17 protein-coding genes are annotated in these 19012 nt (G+C 40.2%); 13 read left to right on the forward strand and 4 right to left on the reverse strand.

Annotated features, from left to right (window positions below; translation table 11 throughout):
• Positions 1–18: 18 nt before the first annotated feature.
• The 3 genes from QMN06_RS10455 (at position 19) to QMN06_RS10465 (ending at position 3594) form a co-directional block, all read left to right on the forward strand.
• Positions 19–831 (forward strand): carbon-nitrogen hydrolase family protein, encoded by an 813-nt coding sequence (locus QMN06_RS10455; RefSeq protein WP_281970061.1) that lies wholly within the window; start codon positions 19–21, stop codon positions 829–831.
• A gap of 8 nt (positions 832–839) precedes the next feature.
• Entirely contained in the window at positions 840–2294 is a 1455-nt protein-coding gene (tldD, locus tag QMN06_RS10460; RefSeq protein ID WP_281970062.1) for a metalloprotease TldD, read from the forward strand.
• A 181-nt stretch (positions 2295–2475) separates the two neighbouring features.
• Positions 2476–3594 carry a 3-deoxy-7-phosphoheptulonate synthase gene (locus QMN06_RS10465; protein WP_281970063.1) on the forward strand — a complete coding sequence of 373 codons (1119 nt, stop codon included), beginning with the start codon at positions 2476–2478 and terminating at the stop codon, positions 3592–3594.
• Here QMN06_RS10465 and QMN06_RS10470 read toward each other — a convergent pair whose 3' ends face one another.
• A complete protein-coding gene (locus QMN06_RS10470) occupies positions 3595–4164 on the reverse strand; it encodes a cob(I)yrinic acid a,c-diamide adenosyltransferase (protein ID WP_281970064.1) in 570 nt (189 codons plus the stop codon).
• Between the two features lie 29 nt (positions 4165–4193).
• On the opposite strand from QMN06_RS10470, the gene QMN06_RS10475 reads away from it, so the two are divergent.
• From QMN06_RS10475 to proC, 5 genes are read left to right on the forward strand one after another with little or no spacing between them, the layout of a single operon-like run.
• On the forward strand, positions 4194–5678 hold the full coding sequence (locus QMN06_RS10475) for an FAD-linked oxidase C-terminal domain-containing protein (protein WP_281970065.1): 1485 nt from the start codon (positions 4194–4196) through the stop codon (positions 5676–5678).
• 14 nt (positions 5679–5692) lie between these two features.
• Entirely contained in the window at positions 5693–6796 is a 1104-nt protein-coding gene (gene glcE / locus QMN06_RS10480) for a glycolate oxidase subunit GlcE (protein WP_281970066.1), read from the forward strand.
• A 3-nt stretch (positions 6797–6799) separates the two neighbouring features.
• Entirely contained in the window at positions 6800–8056 is a 1257-nt protein-coding gene (glcF, locus tag QMN06_RS10485; RefSeq protein WP_281970067.1) for a glycolate oxidase subunit GlcF, read from the forward strand.
• A gap of 4 nt (positions 8057–8060) precedes the next feature.
• Positions 8061–8792, forward strand: a complete 732-nt coding sequence (locus QMN06_RS10490; RefSeq protein ID WP_281970068.1) for a YggS family pyridoxal phosphate-dependent enzyme — start codon at positions 8061–8063, stop codon at positions 8790–8792.
• Positions 8789–9640, forward strand: coding sequence for a pyrroline-5-carboxylate reductase (gene proC, locus QMN06_RS10495; protein WP_281970069.1), 852 nt, complete (start codon positions 8789–8791; stop codon positions 9638–9640). The genes QMN06_RS10490 and proC overlap by 4 nt, the downstream gene beginning before the upstream one ends.
• On the opposite strand, the gene ubiA is transcribed toward proC, so the two are convergent.
• Genes ubiA through recG form a run of 3 tightly spaced genes read right to left on the reverse strand, consistent with a single transcriptional unit; the run spans position 9641 to position 13491 of the window.
• Complete coding sequence (gene ubiA, locus QMN06_RS10500; RefSeq protein WP_281970070.1) at positions 9641–10504, reverse strand: 4-hydroxybenzoate octaprenyltransferase; 864 nt, start codon at positions 10502–10504, stop codon at positions 9641–9643.
• Between the two features lies 1 nt (position 10505).
• A complete protein-coding gene (locus QMN06_RS10505; protein WP_281970071.1) occupies positions 10506–11429 on the reverse strand; it encodes a LysR substrate-binding domain-containing protein in 924 nt (307 codons plus the stop codon).
• Between the two features lies 1 nt (position 11430).
• On the reverse strand, positions 11431–13491 hold the full coding sequence (recG, locus tag QMN06_RS10510) for an ATP-dependent DNA helicase RecG (protein WP_281970072.1): 2061 nt from the start codon (positions 13489–13491) through the stop codon (positions 11431–11433).
• A gap of 48 nt (positions 13492–13539) precedes the next feature.
• Between recG and queA the strand changes: the two genes are divergently transcribed.
• The 5 genes from queA to secF all read left to right on the forward strand — a co-directional run bounded on the left by queA (position 13540) and on the right by secF (position 19001).
• Positions 13540–14610: a tRNA preQ1(34) S-adenosylmethionine ribosyltransferase-isomerase QueA gene (gene queA / locus QMN06_RS10515; RefSeq protein ID WP_281970073.1), complete on the forward strand. Its 1071-nt coding sequence runs from the start codon at positions 13540–13542 to the stop codon at positions 14608–14610.
• Positions 14607–15767, forward strand: a complete 1161-nt coding sequence (tgt, locus tag QMN06_RS10520; RefSeq protein WP_281970074.1) for a tRNA guanosine(34) transglycosylase Tgt — start codon at positions 14607–14609, stop codon at positions 15765–15767. The genes queA and tgt overlap by 4 nt, the downstream gene beginning before the upstream one ends.
• An 84-nt stretch (positions 15768–15851) precedes the next feature.
• Positions 15852–16178, forward strand: coding sequence for a preprotein translocase subunit YajC (yajC, locus tag QMN06_RS10525; protein ID WP_281970075.1), 327 nt, complete (start codon positions 15852–15854; stop codon positions 16176–16178).
• Positions 16179–16186: 8 nt separating this feature from the next.
• Positions 16187–18019: a protein translocase subunit SecD gene (secD, locus tag QMN06_RS10530; RefSeq protein WP_281970076.1), complete on the forward strand. Its 1833-nt coding sequence runs from the start codon at positions 16187–16189 to the stop codon at positions 18017–18019.
• Between the two features lie 4 nt (positions 18020–18023).
• Positions 18024–19001 (forward strand): protein translocase subunit SecF, encoded by a 978-nt coding sequence (secF, locus tag QMN06_RS10535; protein ID WP_281970077.1) that lies wholly within the window; start codon positions 18024–18026, stop codon positions 18999–19001.
• The last annotated feature ends 11 nt before the right edge of the window (positions 19002–19012 follow it).

Below are 19012 nucleotides of genomic sequence, written 5' to 3' on the forward strand. Positions count from 1 at the left end.
AGATGCTAACCTATTTCTATGATTAAAATTGCTAGCCTTCAAATGGTCGCCTCTTCCGACCTAGATACCAATTTACACGTCGCTCAACAGTTGATTGCACAAGCGGCTGATCAACAATGCCAATTAGCCGTTTTACCCGAATATTTTTGTCTATTTGGTAAAAAAGATCGAGATAAGTTAGATATTCAAGAGTCACTTGGTCACGGCCCAATACAAGATATATTAGCAAGCACTGCCCAGAAATTTGGAATCCATATTGTGGCAGGTACGATTCCTATCTCTACCAATGACCCTAATCATGTTTTAAACACTACCCTGGTTTTTAATCCGGATGGGGAAATCATTTGTCAATACGACAAGATTCACTTGTTTTCATTCTCATCTGGTGGAGAGAGTTACGATGAATCTAGAGTGCTTCAAGCAGGATCCAACCTATCTTCCTTTGTCATTACTCATCAAGATGAAAATTGGCGTTTTGGCTTAAGTATTTGTTATGACCTTCGCTTTCCAGAAATGTATCGTGCCATGGGTGAGGTTGATTGCCATATTCTCCCAGCCGCATTTACCTACACCACAGGTAAAGTTCATTGGGAAATTCTTCTGCGCGCTCGAGCGATTGAAAATCAATGCTACTTTGTTGCCTCTGCTCAAGGTGGTACTCACGATAATGGTCGTCAAACTTGGGGGCACTCAATGATTGTTCACCCTTGGGGAGAAATCAACTCTATATTAGAAGTTGGAGAAGGTCTCATTACTGGAGAAATGTTTAAATCCAACATACTCGACGTTCGTAATAAATTACCAGCCCTTCAGCATCGCACAATTAAATAAATACTACCATGCAAAATCATTCAAATAATGCCATACAAACTGCTAAATCTCTGCTTCTTGCTCCTGGCGGGATTGATGAACGCGTGATTGAAAAGGCCCTCAGTGAGATGTATTTACATCGCCTTGATGATGCTGACTTATATTTTCAACATACTCGCTATGAATCCTGGAGTCTTGAAGAGGGGATTGTTAAATCTGGCAACTTTAGTATTGATCAAGGTGTTGGTGTAAGGGCTGTCTCTGGAGACAAAACAGCCTTTGCTTATGCTGATGTTGTTAATGCTGACACTTTGATGCAAGCTGCAAAATCAACCCGAGTAATTGGTCCATCGGGTGGTAAAAAGAAGATTATTCTGCAACCGATTTCTACATTTTCTGGGCAAGCACTCTACATCCCTGAGGACCCCATCTTTAGCTTAAAAACGGAAGAAAAAATCCAACTTCTTGAAAAAATTGAACAAACGGCAAGGGCAAAAGACCCTAGAGTTGTGCAAGTTATGGCAAGTCTGACAGGTGAATTCGACGTTATTTTAGTGGCAAAAGGAAACGGTAAATTAGTGGCCGACATACGCCCCCTCGTTAGAGTTTCAATTAGCATCATCGTAGAACAAAATGGTCGGAGAGAAACTGCTAATGCTGGCGGTGGTGGGCGCCTCAATTACAAAATGTTTACCGATGACTTAATTAATGGTTGGGTCGATAAGGCGGTCACTTCTGCATTAATTAATTTAGAGTCTAAACCTGCTCCTGCGGGTCCAATGACTGTTGTCATGGGTCCTGGATGGCCAGGCGTTTTATTACATGAAGCTATTGGACACGGCTTGGAGGGTGATTTTAATCGTAAAGGATCCTCATCGTTTGCTGGAAAATTGGGCCAAAAAGTAGCTGCTCCAGGCGTTACAGTAGTGGATGACGGCACACTTTCAGGGCGTCGTGGCTCTCTCAATGTTGATGATGAAGGAAATCCAACTCAGTGTACAACCCTGATTGAAAATGGTCGACTCAAAGGTTTTATGCAAGATGCTATGAACTCTCGTCTCATGAAAATGCCACTGACGGGCAATGGTCGTCGAGAAAGCTATGCTGCCCTTCCTCTTCCTAGAATGACAAATACGTATATGCTTGGGGGAGATAAGGATCCTGGAGAAATCCTCGCTAGTATTAAAAAAGGCTTATATGCTGTCAATTTTGGCGGCGGTCAAGTCGATATTACTAGCGGCAAGTTTGTTTTTGCGGCAACCGAAGCCTATTGGGTTGAAAATGGCAAAATTCAATATCCTGTAAAAGGGGCAACAATTATCGGTAATGGCCCTGAATCTTTGAAGCAAGTTAGTATGATAGGGAATGATTTGCGTCTTGACGATGGCGTTGGAGTTTGTGGGAAAGAAGGCCAAAGCGTGCCGGTTGGAGTTGGGCAACCTACCCTCAGAATTGAAAATATGGTTGTTGGTGGAAGTGTCTAAATTAGTATCTCCATGAAGTTGTGGTAAATTAATATTTATGTATACGAACTCTTTTTACTTCTTTTACTTTTTCATCTCAGACTTGGCGGTCGAGAGGTAATGATTTAAAAACATTTCCTAAAACAACCGCCCCAAAAAGGCGGTTTTTTTTCACCTAGTTGTGCAACATGTAAGGATTAATATGACGGATAAAGCTCTAAGTACCCACGAAAACTGGTATGCCAATATGGACAAAACATCCTTAACGGATGATGCTCGGATTAAAAATATTACTGTTCTACCGCCACCAGAGCATTTGATTCGTTTTTTTCCAATTTCCAACACTCCGATTGAAAAACTCATCGCCCAATCACGGAAAAAGATTCGCGATATTATTCATGGAACCGACGACCGCTTGCTCGTGATTATTGGGCCTTGTTCAATTCATGATCCTTCTGCTGCAGTTGCATATGCGAAAAGACTTCTTGAGCAACGTGAGCACTTTAAAAAAGATTTAGAAATCGTCATGAGAGTCTATTTTGAAAAACCAAGAACTACTGTTGGTTGGAAGGGTCTGATCAATGACCCTTATTTAGATGAAAGTTTTAAGATTGATGAGGGCCTTCGTATCGCAAGGCAATTGCTCATTGAAATCAATCGACTTGGAATGCCCGCAGGAAGTGAATTCCTGGACGTTATTTCTCCTCAATATATTGGTGATCTGATTTCGTGGGGTGCAATTGGTGCCAGAACTACTGAAAGCCAAATTCATCGTGAATTAGCTTCTGGTTTATCAGCACCAATTGGCTTCAAAAATGGTACTGATGGGAACATTAAGATTGCTACTGATGCAATACTTGCAGCATCGCGAGGGCATCATTTTTTGTCTGTACATAAAAATGGTCAAGTTGCTATCGTTGAAACTAGTGGCAATAAGGATTGTCACGTCATCTTACGAGGTGGTAAAGCACCTAATTACGATGCAAAAAGTGTGGCAGAGGCTTGCGATAGCTTACAGACCTCTAAGCTACATCCATCTTTAATGATTGATTTATCACATGCAAACTCTAGTAAACAACATGAGCGTCAAATGATTGTGGCACAAGATGTTGCAGATCAGTTGAAGGCAAAATCTAAGTCAATCTTTGGTGTAATGATAGAAAGTCACTTTGAAGGTGGGGCGCAGAAATTTACTCCTGGCAAAGATGATCCAAACAAACTTCAGTATGGTCAAAGTATTACTGATGCCTGCATCAACTGGGATGACTCTGTGAAAACGCTTGAGATATTAGCCGAAGGTGTAAGAAAACGTCGTAATTAATTATTGCTTGGGGGTTTTATGATGATTCCACAAAACATCTTTACCCCCAGCACTTACATTAAGATACCTGGCCAAAACAAACAATAAATCGGATAAACGATTGGTGTATTGCCTAGGTGTGTCATTGATTTTTTCTTTAGACCCTAACTGTACAATCGAACGCTCAGCTCTTCGACATACCGTACGGCAAATATGGGCTTGAGCTGCAGCACGAGTACCGCCTGGAAGAATAAATTCTGATAGTTTAGGTAATTGCGAATTGTAAAGAGCCAACTGCTCATCAAGATAGAGTATTTGCTCTTGCTTAAGTAAGGTATATCCGGGGATACAAAGCTCGCCACCTAAGTCAAATAAGTCATGCTGAATTTGATTAAATAAACCCCTCATGGCATCATCAATTGATTTGGGGAACTCTTCAGTCAATAAAAGACCAATTTGAGAATTTAATTCATCAACATCACCCATGGCACAAATGCGATCATGTGCTTTATCTACACGAGTTCCATCACCTAGGCCAGTCATTCCAGCATCACCGGTTCGAGTTGCAATTTGTGTAAGGCGATTTCCCATAAAATGTATTATAGAGGGATAATTACACTATGAATGCCATAATTCCACCTTTATTAAAAAGTCGTCAAGATTTTGTCGTTGGCCTATTAAAGCCAATCTTAGATGAAGACTCTCTTCTATGGGAGCCAGAGGATACTATTCCCTATGAATGTGATGGCTTAGCGGCTTATAGGCAGATGCCTTTGGCTGTCGCTCTTCCTCATACAGAATCTCAAGTGATTGAAATTTTGAAGATTTGTCATGCCAATCAAATACCTGTTGTCCCTAGGGGGGCCGGAACAGGCTTATCGGGCGGGGCTATGCCGATTGCGGATGGTCTTGTCCTATCTTTAGCTAAATTGAAGAAAATCATCGATATTAACCCTCTTGCTAGGACCGCTACGGTCCAACCCGGAGTTAGAAATTTAGCAATCTCTGAGGCAGTTGCGAAACACCAACTCTACTATGCTCCCGACCCTTCCTCTCAAATCGCCTGCACAATTGGTGGCAATGTAAGTGAAAACTCTGGGGGTGTTCATTGCCTTAAATATGGATTAACGATTCATAATATTCTGCGAATACGCGCTGTATTGATTACTGGCGAAGTAGTAGAGTTTGGTGGACTGGCGCCTGATAGTCCAGGTTTAGATTTATTTTCTATTTTTATTGGTAGTGAAGGCATGTTAGCTTTGGTGACTGAGGTAACTGTGAAATTGGTTCCAAAGCCGCAACTGGCCAGAGTGATTATGGCTAGCTTTGATGATATTGAAAAAGGCGGTAATGCCGTTGCAGCAGTAATCGGTGCTGGTATCATACCTGCCGGTTTAGAAATGATGGATCAGCCAGCTACTCAAGCTGTTGAAGAATTTGTGCATGCAGGTTATGACATTGATGCTAAAACAATTTTGTTGTGTGAATCAGATGGCACTCCAGAAGAAGTTGCTGAAGAAATTGAAAAAATGAGTTTAGTCCTTAAAGCTAGTGGCGCATCTAGACTTCAAGTATCAGAAACTGAAGCCGAACGCTTAAGGTTTTGGAGCGGCAGAAAAAATGCTTTCCCAGCCGCTGGTCGTGTATCTCCAGACTATTATTGTATGGATGGAACGATTCCGCGACGTCAAATTGCTGAATTGTTAAAACGTATCAAAGATATGGAAAGTAAATATCAGCTCAGATGTATGAATGTCTTTCATGCTGGCGATGGCAATATGCATCCTCTGATCTTGTTTAACGGTGCTAATCATTCTGAATGGCTTCGTGCGGAAGATTTTGGTTCGGAAATTCTTGAAACCTGCGTTGAACTAGGTGGAACAATTACCGGGGAGCATGGTGTTGGTATCGAAAAAATCAATTCAATGTGCGTTCAATTTTCTGAGTTAGAGAGAAATTTATTTTGGTCGATTAAAGAATCATTCGATCCCCTCAAATTATTAAATCCTGATAAAGCCATTCCAACACTCAATCGATGTGCAGAATATGGTCGGGTCAGAATCAGTAATGGTGTGATGCCTCATCCAGAATTAGAACGTTTTTAATATACTTATCACTTATGCAAGTTGTGCTGAATCAATTTAAAGAACAAATACAATCGGCTATTACCACGCAGAAAAAAATTAATATCTGCGGTGGAAATACAAAGAATTGGTATGGTGATCCTCCAAATGGGGAAGTATTAAACACCCTTCAATACTCCGGTATTTTGGATTATCAACCAGAAGAACTTGTTATTACAGCATGTGCTGGAACTCCATTAAAGGAAGTTGAAGCAGCATTAATTGCAAAAAATCAGTACTTTGCATTTGAGCCTCCGCATTATGGAGAAAATGCGACGATTGGTGGAATGGTTGCAGCTGGTTTAGCAGGTCCAGGTCGAGGCCAATTTGGTGGGCTCAGAGACTATGTTCTAGGCACCAAAATGATGGATGGTAATGGCCAGATCTTATCCTTCGGGGGTAAGGTGATGAAAAATGTTGCTGGTTATGATGTCTCACGTTTAATGCCAGGATCTTTAGGTACTTTAGGGCTGATCCTTGAAATGTCTATTAAAGTTTTACCTCTTCCGGCAAGAACTGAAACTTTAAAGTTTCAAATTCCGGCAAGTCAAGCGATTGTGCAAATGAATTCATGGGCTAGTCAACCACTCCCCTTATCTGCAAGTACCTGGTTAGGGAATTCGCAAAGCGGTGAACTATGGATACGACTCGCTGGAGCAAATGCCGCAGTCGTTTCGGCAATCCAAAAAATGCAACAACTTTTGCCGTCTGAAATAATTGACGCTCAACAAGCTAATGTCTTTTGGGAAAGTATTCGTGAACAAACGCACTCTTTCTTTACAAATTCAAACGATAATTTATGGCGTTTTGCTGTTAATCCATTATCAGAGCCATTTGCAACTGACCATGTAACAATGATGGAATGGTTTGGTGGACAACGTTGGATTAAAGGAAATCTAAGTCGCGAAGAAGCTCAAAATCTTGCTGCTCAAAACCAAGGATATGCAACCTTATATCGAAATCATAATCATGACTCTGGTAGTGTATTTACACCTATTACTGCTAACCCTCTAACGGCACCCTTAGCTATTGTGCAAAAAAGAGTTCAAAATGCCTTTGACCCCCATGGGATTTTTCAAACAGGAAGAATGCCCTATTAATCTATGCAAACTGATTTATCGCCACTATTAACAAATCATCCTGATGGATTAGAAGCACAAAAGCTTTTATCCAATTGTGTTCATTGTGGCTTTTGTACAGCTACTTGCCCAACTTATCAATTGTTGGGCGATGAACTTGATGGTCCTCGCGGACGAATTTATCTTATCAAACAAATGGCGGAAGGTGCAATCGCTACTGAAAAAACACGTACTCATTTAGATCGTTGTTTAACTTGTAGAAATTGCGAGAGCACTTGTCCGAGTGGAGTTCAATATGGGCACCTCTTAGATATTGGCAGAAAATGGGCGGAAGAGCAAACGCCTGCAAGGCCAGTTCAAGAGCGTGTGATCAGGTGGTTGTTAAAAGAAACATTAACTAGGCCTGAAATTTTTGGTCCTGCCATGAAAATTGGGCGAGCAATTAAACCTGCATTACCTAAATCACTTCAGAAAAAAATACCAACCTCTTTTTTTAATGGTCAAGCGCACTATAACCAGCCCTTAGAGTTTAAAGAAAAAATGTTATTTTTGGCAGGTTGTGTACAACCAAGCATGTTGCCAAACATCAATGAAGCAACTGAACGAGTTCTTCAATTTTTACAGATTGAATTAATTACTCCAAATACTGCTGGATGTTGTGGCGCATTAAAGCACCATTTAAATGATCATGCTGGTGGTCAAAAAGAGATGCGAAGAAATATTGATGCATGGTGGCCAGTCATTGAAAATGAAAATATCTCGGCAATCGTCATGAATGCTTCTGGATGTGGCGTCATGGTCAAAGACTATGGATATCTGTTACGTGACGATCCTCAATATGCAGTTAAAGCTCAAAAAATCAGCTCCTTAACGAAGGATATTAGTGAAATTTTGCCTCATTACATCGGCCAACTTCAAACCAAAATTGGCAGTAGCCCAAAGCCTGGTGTTACTTATCACCCACCCTGCACGCTTCAGCACGGTCAGAAAGTCCAAGGAAAAGTAGAAGGGATACTTTCACAATTAGGTGTCAAAATAAATCTCTGTCAGGATAGTCACTTGTGTTGCGGTTCTGCAGGGACATATTCCATATTACAAGAATCCTTATCAACTCAATTACGTGAACAAAAATTAGATCATCTTATGCAAGCATGTCGTACTAACCAATCTGAGTTTATTGTTTCAGGCAATATTGGCTGTATTACACACTTGCAAAATGATCAGCTTCCAGTAACTCATTGGATAGAAATTGTTGATCAATTGATATCAAAAGCAGCCTAAAATCATGAACGCTATCGCTGAAAATCTTTTACAAGTCAATAGTCGCATTCAACGTGCGTGTGAAATAGCTAAAAGGACCAAAAAAGACGTCAGCTTAGTAGCTGTCTCAAAAACACACCCCGCAGAAATGGTCAGGGCAGCATATGAAGCTGGTCAAATGGCTTTTGGAGAAAACTATGTCCAAGAGGGTGTTGATAAAATTGAGGCTTTACAGGACATCCGTCAACGAATAACTTGGCACTTTATTGGTCCAATCCAAAGTAATAAAACCCGCTTTATTGCCGAATCATTTGATTGGGTTCAAAGTATCGATCGCCTAAAGATTGCCCAAAGACTATCTGAGCAAAGACCGCGCGACTTAACGAATTTAAATATTTGCTTACAGGTCAACATTTCTGGTGAGGCGTCAAAAAGTGGTGTCTCTCCTAGGGAAGCTTTGTTGACTTGCTTGGACTTGGTTGAACTGCCTAACTTATCTCTTCGAGGATTGATGGCGATTCCTGAACCTGGTGCGTCATTACAATCAATGAAAGAGTTTTATCATTTATTTATTGAAATACAACAGCACTTAAAAAAACATCAATTTAAGACTCAATTTGATACTTTATCAATTGGAATGTCAGATGACTTAGAACAGTCGATACAAGCAGGTAGTACGATGATTAGAATCGGTACTGCCATATTTGGTGCCCGAAATATTGAAGAAGATCAGGAAGACTTAAATACCGAACAATGACAGCATCTGAAAACATTAAAATTTCATTTTTAGGCGGTGGTAATATGGCTAGCGCCATGATTAGTGGCCTCCTACAGCAAGGATTTTTACCTAATAATTTATTAGCTATAGACCCACTCCCAACAGCACGAAATTATTTAAGTGAACAATTTCAGATTCGTACTGCAACGGATGTCTCTCAATGTGAAAACTTTTTGGAAGTATCCCAGCTAATTATTTTGTGTGTCAAGCCTCAACAGCTCTTAGAGGCAATTACCCAATTGAATATCAGTCTTGCCCATTTGTCAGGTCCGCAAATATTGACTCTTAGCATTGTTGCTGGGGTTAGGATTGCTGACATAGCCAAACAATTAGGTCATGCGCGAATTGTGCGCGCAATGCCCAATACCCCTGCACTGATACAAAAAGGTATTACCGGCTTATACGCAGGTCAACATGTCACTCAACAAGACATTCAATTAATCGATTTAGTTTGTCAATCCATAGGATCTTCTCTCTGGGTTAATCAAGAGGTTCTTTTAGATGCCGTTACTGCGATTTCTGGAAGTGGTCCCGCTTACGTTTTTTCAATGATTGAACATCTCATAAACAGTGGTATTCAATTAGGTCTAACTGCGGATCAAGCTAAGTTATTTGCAACTCAGACCGTCATAGGGGCGGGTCAATTAGCTCTTAGCTCTGCAGACTCAGCCAGTCAATTAAGAGAAAAAGTTACCTCAAAAGGGGGTACTACTTTTGCGGCTCTGGAAGTGCTCAATCAGCGCTCTTGGGGCTTGGCTCTAGAAGATGCGGTTCAGGCAGCCTCTCAGCGAGCGAAGGAGATGGGTGATGAGTTTAGCAAGAAGTGACTATCTAAAATAATAAGCTAAAGCCACACCTAAAAAAAGTATGGCGCCAAGCCAGTTATTATGATTAAACGCAGCAAAGCATTTCATACGATCTCTCGTTTTCACCAAAGTATAGTGATACACTGCACAAAGTATCGCCCCTCCCCAGCCACTCCAAAACCATATATTTAAATTTTCTAGGCTAGCTAAAAAGGCCATAATTGAGAAAAATAAAATATAGCAAGTCACTATCGCAGTTACTTCATATTGACCAAAAGTAATCGCTGAGGTTTTAATCCCAATTTTTACATCATCATCTCGATCAACCATTGCATAAGCAGTGTCATAGGCAATCGCCCAAAAGATATTACCTAATAACATCAGCCAGGCCTGCCATGGAACGGTATTTAATTCCGCAGCATAAGTCATTGGTATTCCAAATCCAAAGGCAACACCTAATATGGCTTGAGGCATCGAAAAAAATCGTTTAGTGAATGGATAAATCACCGCAATTAATAATGCGACAAAAGATAATTGAATCGTTAACCAATTGAGACGAAGAACTAAAGCAAAGGCTATCAAGGCTAATGTTCCTGCCACCATTAATGTTTCTTTACCACTAATCTTGCCTGCGGTAAGAGGTCTTTGCTCAGTTCGTTTGACATGTCGATCAAAGTCACGATCTGCGAAGTCATTTACCGCACACCCTGCACTTCGCATCAGCAAAGTTCCTAGTGAAAATATAATAACATGCTCCAGTGACGGTTGACCCTGACTGGCAAACCAAAGTGCCCATAAGGTCGGCCAAAGTAATAAAACAGTTCCAATTGGCTTATGAAGTCTTACCAAATATGCGTATTGAATCAATCGATCACTCAGGCTCATCTTATAACCACTTCACATCGTTTAATTCACAATACTTAACGGTTTTTGCAAGTGCCTGAACAGCTGGAGTACGGACATGTCCTTTTCTGTGGACTAAAACAATCCGTCTTGATGGCTGTGGATCTACAAAGGGTATATATTTCACAAGGGTTTCTTTATGATCGTGATGGGATACAGCAGCACGTGGTAATACTGAAATTCCAATACCACCCATCACCATTTGTCGAATTGTTTCTAACGAAGACCCTTCATAATTTTTAGGCCCTTCTTCAAATAAAAATTTTGCGCGATTGAGTTCAGGACATACTTGTAATACATGATCCCGAAAACAATGCCCTGCGCCCAATAAAAGCATATTTTGTGATGCTAATTCATTAGGCTCAATTGATGTGCGATTTTTCCATTCATGTGTAGCTGGGACAGTTACTAAATAGGGCTCATCATACAATTCAATGACTTCCAAGCCAGATGAATTAAAGGGCTCCGCTAAGATTGCACAGTCTAATTCATCTTGTTTGATCATTTCTAAAATTGAAGCTGTAAATGTCTCATATAAAAATAATGGAATTTCCGGCAAACTATCCTTCGCCTGACGCACTAGTCTTGGCAATAAATAAGGTGCAATTGTGTAGATAGCTCCTAAACGAATAGGGCCCTTCATGGGATCTACGCCAATTTTTGCCATTTCTGAAAAATGCTTTGCTTCATCTAAAACCCGATGTGCTTGCTCAATTAATAATTTTCCTTGAGGGGTTAATGTAACATCACCTGAATGCCTTAGGAAAATTTGTACGCCAAGTTCATCTTCTAGTTTTTTAACCGCTACCGATAACGTGGGTTGAGAAACAAAACATATTTGTGAAGCACGACCAAAATGCTTTTCTTTTGCTACAGCCACAATATATCGAAGTTCAGTAAGCGTCATATTAAGCTTTAAGATAGTCTACTCGTGACCCTAACCAACGTTGCAAATGATGCTCTGCTAATTGTGGGGATGTGATCAATATATCATGTGCAAAATCTTTCACTAGAGATACTAACCAAGCATCCCTTTGTAAATCTATAAAGCGCAACATCGCCTCACCAGACTGTTTAGCTCCCAATAACTCCCCAGGTCCTCGAAGTAATAAGTCATGCTCAGCAATCACAAAACCATCTGTATTTTCTCGTAAGACCTTAAGCCGTTCTTTCGCTGCCATCGACAATTGTTCGCCATAGAGCAATATACATACAGACTCTACTTTACCCCGCCCAACCCGGCCTCGTAGTTGATGTATTTGCGAATAACCAAAACGTTCCGCATGTTCTATAACCATTAAGCTTGCATTAGGAACATCAACTCCTACCTCGATAACGGTTGTACTGACCAACAATTGAAGAGTCCCTTGTTTGAATTCTTGCATAATGGTTGACTTATCTTCGCTCGACATCTTCCCATGTATCATGCCAACGTTAAATTCTGCTAATTCTTGACTTAATGCCTCATAGGTATCCACAACTGTCTGCAACTGCAGCACTTCTGACTCCTCAATTAATGGGCAAACCCAATAAGCCTGACGCCCTTTTTTTAACTCTTCACGAATGCCGAGTACAACCTCAGGACGTCTAGAGTCTCTCAATGTTTTTGTAATAATGGGTGTTCTACCAGGTGGTAATTCATCAATCACAGATACTTCCAAATCCGCATAATAAGTCATTGCTAATGTTCTGGGAATTGGTGTGGCTGACATCATCAATTGATGTGCATAAATTGCATCTTGCCCCTGCTGCCCATGAAACTGCAATCTTTGACGTACGCCAAAGCGGTGCTGTTCATCAATAATAGCAAGTCCCAAATGAGAAAATTCAACGCCTTCTTGTATCAAGGCATGAGTCCCAATCGCGAGTTGCGCTTTTCCGCTACTGATTTTTTCCTGAGCCAATTTCTTATCTTTGGCTTTCAAACTTCCTGTTAACCAAGTGATTTCTACATTCAGTTGCGAAAACCAAGGTAACAACTTTTGATAGTGCTGTTCTGCAAGAATTTCTGTCGGAGCCATAAAAGCCACTTGGTAGCCTTGATCAATCGCATGCGCTGCAGCTAAAGCTGCAACTGCGGTTTTCCCACTGCCAACATCTCCTTGTAAAAGGCGATTCATTGGATAAGGATTTGCTAAATCATGTACGATTTCTGACCATACTTTTTGCTGTGCATTCGTTAGAGTAAATGGAAATAACTTTAAAAGTTCCTTTACCAAGCCACTCTCTTGCAAGGGCATTTGTACAGCCTTTCTCTTTTTTCTTTCAATGTGTGCTCTTTGTAAAGATATTTGCTGGGCAAGTAATTCTTCAAATTGAATTCTTCGCCAAGCAGGATGGGTTCTATCTAATAAAGCGCTTTTATCCGTTTGTGGGGTTGGATAATGTAATGTAAAAATTGACTCCTCAAGGCTTGGGAGTTCCTTTAAAAAGGCATACTTAACATGATCAATTTGCTGAAGGGGAATGATTTCCCTGAGAAATTTCTTGACTGAAATATCTTTTAAACCCTTTTCAATAGCCCGTCGTACCGTTAATTGACTAACCCCTGCTATCGTTGAATAAATTGGTGTTAGTTGGTCTGGCAAGGGCGTTTCTGGTAGTACTGATTTCACCGAAGGGTGAACCATTTCAGGGCCGAAAAATCCTGGTTTGACTTCACCTCGAACTCTCAGAAAATTCCCTACCGCCATTTGCTTTTGTTGACTTGGGTAGAAATTTAAAAAACGAAGAATTAATTCACCCTCGACATCAGCAATCGTCACAACTAATTGTCGGCGTGGACGAAATTTCACTTCACATTGAATTACTTTACCCTGTGTTTGGACTGGGTCCAAACTAATGCCTGAGGTGGCTTGCGCAATCGATATAAGTGCTGTCTCATCTTCATATCGAATGGGCAGGTGCAATGCAAGCGAAGCTGGTGTATTTAACCCAAGTCGAGATAAAGGTGATTTACTTTCTGCCATTTGGTTTACGTATTGCGTTTAGAATATTCCATTTACTATTGTCCTTTTATGCAACTTTCTGATTTCGACTATGAACTTCCTCAAGAGTTAATTGCTCAGTTTCCACTTCCTAGTAGAAGTGCGAGTAGATTACTTATTGTTCATCAAGACCAGAATCAGACAAATCCAAAGCTCCAAGATGCCTATTTTAAGGACATTATTCACCTTTTAAAAAAAGGGGATTTACTCGTCTTCAATGATACTAAAGTGATTCCCGCAAGAATACATGGCTTTAAACCAACTGGTGGAAAAATAGAAATTTTAGTCGAGCGGGTTTTGAATGAAAATCAGGTTCTCTGTCAAATCAAGTCTTCAAAGGCTATCTTGTCGGGAGCTACCTTATTATTGGGAAATCCGAGCTTTCCAACCAAAGTGACTGTGATTGAACGTCAAACGATCATTCACCCGATGACCGATGAAGAAGAGATATCACCTTTTTACATCATCGAATTTCCCAACAATGCACTAGAGATGCTTCATGCAATAGGAGAACTTCCTTTGCCACCTTACATTAAGCATAGTGCAAATCCAGATGATGAAAATCGCTACCAAACTGTTTATGCTTCCAAGCCTGGGGCAGTAGCAGCGCCCACTGCAGGACTTCATTTTGATGAAAAAACGCTTCTTCAATTAAAAGAACAAGGCGTAGAAATTGCAAAATTAACGCTTCATGTTGGTTCCGGAACCTTTTCCCCTGTTCGTCATGAGGATTTATCTTCCCACAAAATGCATTTTGAAAGATATGTCATCCCAGCAGAGACAAGAAATGCAATTGATTCTGCACAAATGGAGAAAAGAAGAATTATCTGTGTCGGTACCACTTCTTTACGAGCCCTAGAATCCTCAGTGACTATGGGTGATAATGGCGATACTAATTTATTTATCACTCCAGGTTATCAATTTAAAGTCGTGGACGCTCTTATTACAAACTTTCATTTACCTAAATCTACTCTATTGATGCTCGTTAGTGCCTTTAGTGGTTATCAAACTATGAAAATTGCATATCAGCATGCCATTGAAAATAAATATCGTTTTTTTAGTTATGGGGATGCAATGTTTTTAAAAAGGTCGTCGTCTTGAGTGAGGATCGTCTCCAATTTAAGGTAAGTCACCAAGATGCTCATTCGCACGCGAGAAGGGCTAGCTTTGTATTGCCTCATGGCAAATTACAAACTCCCATGTTCATGCCTGTTGGAACTTATGGAACTGTAAAAGCCCTTACTCCTAGAGATTTACATGAGTCTAAGGCGCAAATTATTTTAGGCAATACCTTTCATTTATGGCTTCGCCCTGGTCTTGATGTCATTAAAACGTTTGGTGGGCTCCACCGTTTTATGGGATGGGATCTCCCCATTTTGACGGACTCAGGTGGCTTTCAAGTGTTTAGCTTGGGTGCTCTGCGAAAGATTTCAGAAGAAGGTGTAACTTTTTCCTCGCCAGTCAACGGGGATAAGCTATTTATGTCTCCTGAGGTTTCTATGGAAATCCAAGCTGGTTTAAATAGCGACATTGCTATGCAATTTGATGAATGCACCCCATATGAGACGAATGGCGTGCCTACTGATGAAAAAACAGTTCGAACTTCCTTGGAGTTGTCTTTACGCTGGGGGGCACGAAGCATCAATCGTTTTCGAGAACTAAATCAAACCAATGCTCTTTTTGGAATTGTTCAAGGGGGTATGTTTGAAAGCTTGAGAAGTTATTCTTTAGAAAAGATAGCAGAACAGGGATTTGATGGAACGGCAATCGGTGGCTTGTCTGTTGGTGAACCTAAGCCAGATTTTGAAAGGGTTTTGAAATTTATTGGTCATCAATTACCCTCAAATAAGCCCAGATACTTAATGGGAGTTGGGACGCCTGAAGATCTAGTTTTTTCTGTTGGTCAAGGTATCGATATGTTTGATTGTGTAATGCCTACGCGAAACGCTAGAAATGGTTGGCTTTTTACACGTTTTGGTGACTTAAAGCTTCGAAATGCGGGCTATAAAAACGATGAGCGCCCCTTAGATCCTACTTGCTCCTGCTACGCATGTAAAAATTTCAGTCGTGCCTACTTACACCACCTGCAAAAAGTAAATGAAATACTCGGCGCACAACTCAATACGATTCATAACATTCATTATTATTTAAATTTGATGTCTGAAATTCGTTTATCTTTGGAAAATCATCAATTCCGAGAATTTACTCAACAATTTCAAAATGACCGGCAAATTGGCATACTAGAAAATCCCTCTTAAGAATCTTTCGGAAAAAATTCATAAGTCCGTTAAAATCTATCTAAATTTAACGACAACCCAATTTCTCACTTTTAAGGATTATTTATGTTTATTAACAATGCATATGCGCAATTCGGTGGTGCCGGTGGTGCTGATAGTGGTCTTTCTTCAATCATCATGATGGTCGGCATGTTTGCTGTGCTTTATTTCATCATGATCAGACCTCAAATGAAGCGTCAAAAAGAATTAAAATCAATGCTCGATTCTTTGGCAAAGGGTGATGAAGTTTCTACTGCTAGTGGCCTGATGGGAAGAATTACTGAACTCAATGATCAATACGTTAGTGTTGAGTTAGCTGCCAATTTAACTGTCAAAATGCAAAAATCAGCTATTGCAGCTGTTCTTCCTAAAGACACTCTCAAATCTATCTAAGTCTACGCATGAATCGCTACCCTCTCTGGAAATATATCGTTATTGGAGTTGCCTTACTGATAGGAATTATTTATTCGGTTCCTAATCTTTTTGGTGAGGTTCCAGCGATTCAAATTGCTCCTGCACGTTCAAGTCTAAAATTAGATACGAAATTACATGAAAAAATAGATGCGGCTCTGCAAAAAGCAGATCTTCTTAAAAATCAAACAGGTTTTGAAGAATCGACTGCTGAGGGTGTTATCAGAATTCGTTTTAACGATACAGACTCGCAATTAAAAGCAAAAGATATTATTGAAAAAGAAGTTAATCCTGATCTAAAAAATCCTGATTACATTGTCGCTTTATCTTTAGTGTCCAATACGCCAAAAAGTTTAACCAGTGTTAATGCCTTTCCAATGCCCCTAGGTCTTGATCTTCGTGGTGGAGTTTACTTTTTACTCAAAGTAGATATGCAAGGCGCTATTGAAAAAAAACTCAATGCCTTAGCAAGTGATGCACGCAGTAGGTTGCGTGATAAAACAATCCGCTATCAAAGTATCGATAAATCAAGTGGTCAATTAGTGATTAAATTTGCAAGTGCCGATGAGGCGAATAAAGCAAATACAGTCTTATTAGATGCTATTCCAGATATGAGTTTTAAGCTGGATAAATCAATTGACTCCTTTTTACTAACAGGTACTTTTAAACCTGCTGCGCTGCAAACTACTCAAGAAAATGCATTAAACCAAAATATTATTACGTTAAATAAGCGTGTCAATGAGCTTGCTGTAAAAGAACCCGTCATTCAAAAACAAGGAAATGATCGCATTGTCGTTCAGCTTCCTGGCGTTCAAGATACTTCAAGAGCGAAAGATATTATCGGTAGAACCGCAACTCTCGAAGCCAGATTGGCGGATCCGGTTCAATCATCTATAGGTTTGCAAGAATCCCCTCCTCTTGGCATGGACGCTTTTAAGTTTGGTGATCGTCAAGGTGTCTTTAAAAAATCAATCATCATTACTGGGGATCGCATTATTGATGCTAGTGCTGGTTTTGATCAAAATCAGCGACCTTCTGTTAACTTAACTCTTGATGCTGCGGGTGGTCGCGCCATGCAGGAAGTAACTCGCGAGAATCTCCAAAAACCAATGGGGATGATTCTGTTTGAAAAAGGTAAGGGCGAAGTTCTTACAATTGCCACTATTCAAGGTGAATTTGGTTCCAAATTTCAGATTACTGGGCAACCAACTACTCAAAGTGCAAATGACTTAGCACTCTTATTACGAGCAGGTTCTTTGGCGGCTCCCATGGAGATTATTGAGGAAAGAACGATTGGTCCAAGTCTTGGTGCTGAAAATATCGAAAAAGGCTTTAAATCACTGATGTATGGCTTTTTAGCTATCGCTATTTTTATGATTGCTTACTACATGTTATTCGGTGCATTTTCAGTTATCGCACTTGCGGTCAACCTCTTACTTTTAATTGCTGTCTTGTCTATGTTACAAGCAACGCTAAGTTTGCCTGGTATTGCTGCGATGGCCTTAGCTTTAGGTATGGCGATTGACTCAAATGTTCTGATTAATGAAAGAATTCGGGAAGAATTACGTCAAGGTACTAGTCCTCAATCAGCAATAGCTACAGGCTTTGATAAAGCCTGGGCAACTATTTTCGACTCTAATGTTACAACTTTGATTGCTGGCTTAGCTTTACTAGCATTTGGATCTGGTCCGATTAAAGGGTTTGCCATCGTTCATTGCTTAGGTATTTTAACTTCGATGTTCTCGGCAGTATTTTTCTCACGTGGCGTAGTTAATCTTTGGTACGGCGCAAAGAAAAAACTTCAATCAGTTTCTATAGGATAAACAAATGGAATTTTTTCGCATCCAAAAAGATATTCCTTTTATGCGTTATGCACTCATTTTGAACGCAATATCTTTGATCACTTTTATTGCTGCAGTATTTTTTCTTTGGCAAAAAGGTCTTCATCTTTCTATCGAATTTACTGGTGGTACAGTCATCGAAGTTCAGTATGAACAGTCCGCAGATTTAGAAACAATTCGTAATAGTGTTGCAAGTCTTGGTTACGGTGAGGTGAATGTTCAAAACTTTGGCAGTTCAAAAGATGTCATGATTCGTTTACCTCTGATTAAAAACGCCGATGGCACCATGATGTCCTCTACGGATCAGAGTAATTCTGTTATGAGTAAATTAAAAGAAACTAATCCCCAAGTTAAATTACAAAGGGTCGAATACGTTGGGCCTCAAGTCGGTGAAGAACTTTTATACGGCGGCATCAAAGCACTATTATTTGTAGTCGTTGGTATTGTTATTTACTTGTCCATTCGTTTTGAGTGGAAATTTGCGGTTGCAGGTATCCTAGCGAACTTACATGATGTCGTCATCATTTTAGGTTTTTTTGCATTCTTTCAATGGGAGTTTTCACTCTCCGTGTTGGCTGCTGTTCTAGCTGTCCTAGGCTACTCTGTAAATGAATCTGTTGTGATATTTGACCGTATACGAGAAAATTTCCGGAAATTCCGTAAATTAAATACTCCAGACATTATTGATAGTGCTATTACCAGCACGATGAGCCGAACAATCATTACCCACGGAAGTACGCAAATGATGGTTTTGGCTATGTTATTTTTTGGCGGTGCAACCTTGCATTATTTTGCTGTGGCCCTGACCATCGGCATTTTGTTTGGTATTTATTCTTCTGTGTTCGTTGCCGCTGCAATTGCCATGTGGTTAGGCGTCCAGCGCGAAGATTTAATTAAATCCGATAACAAATCAGACAAAGATCAAATCACAAAAGACGATCCTAATTACGGTGCTAAGGTTTAAACAACAGAACC

It is taken from the genome of Polynucleobacter sp. SHI8, assembly GCF_027944005.1.
Lineage (GTDB): Bacteria > Pseudomonadota > Gammaproteobacteria > Burkholderiales > Burkholderiaceae > Polynucleobacter.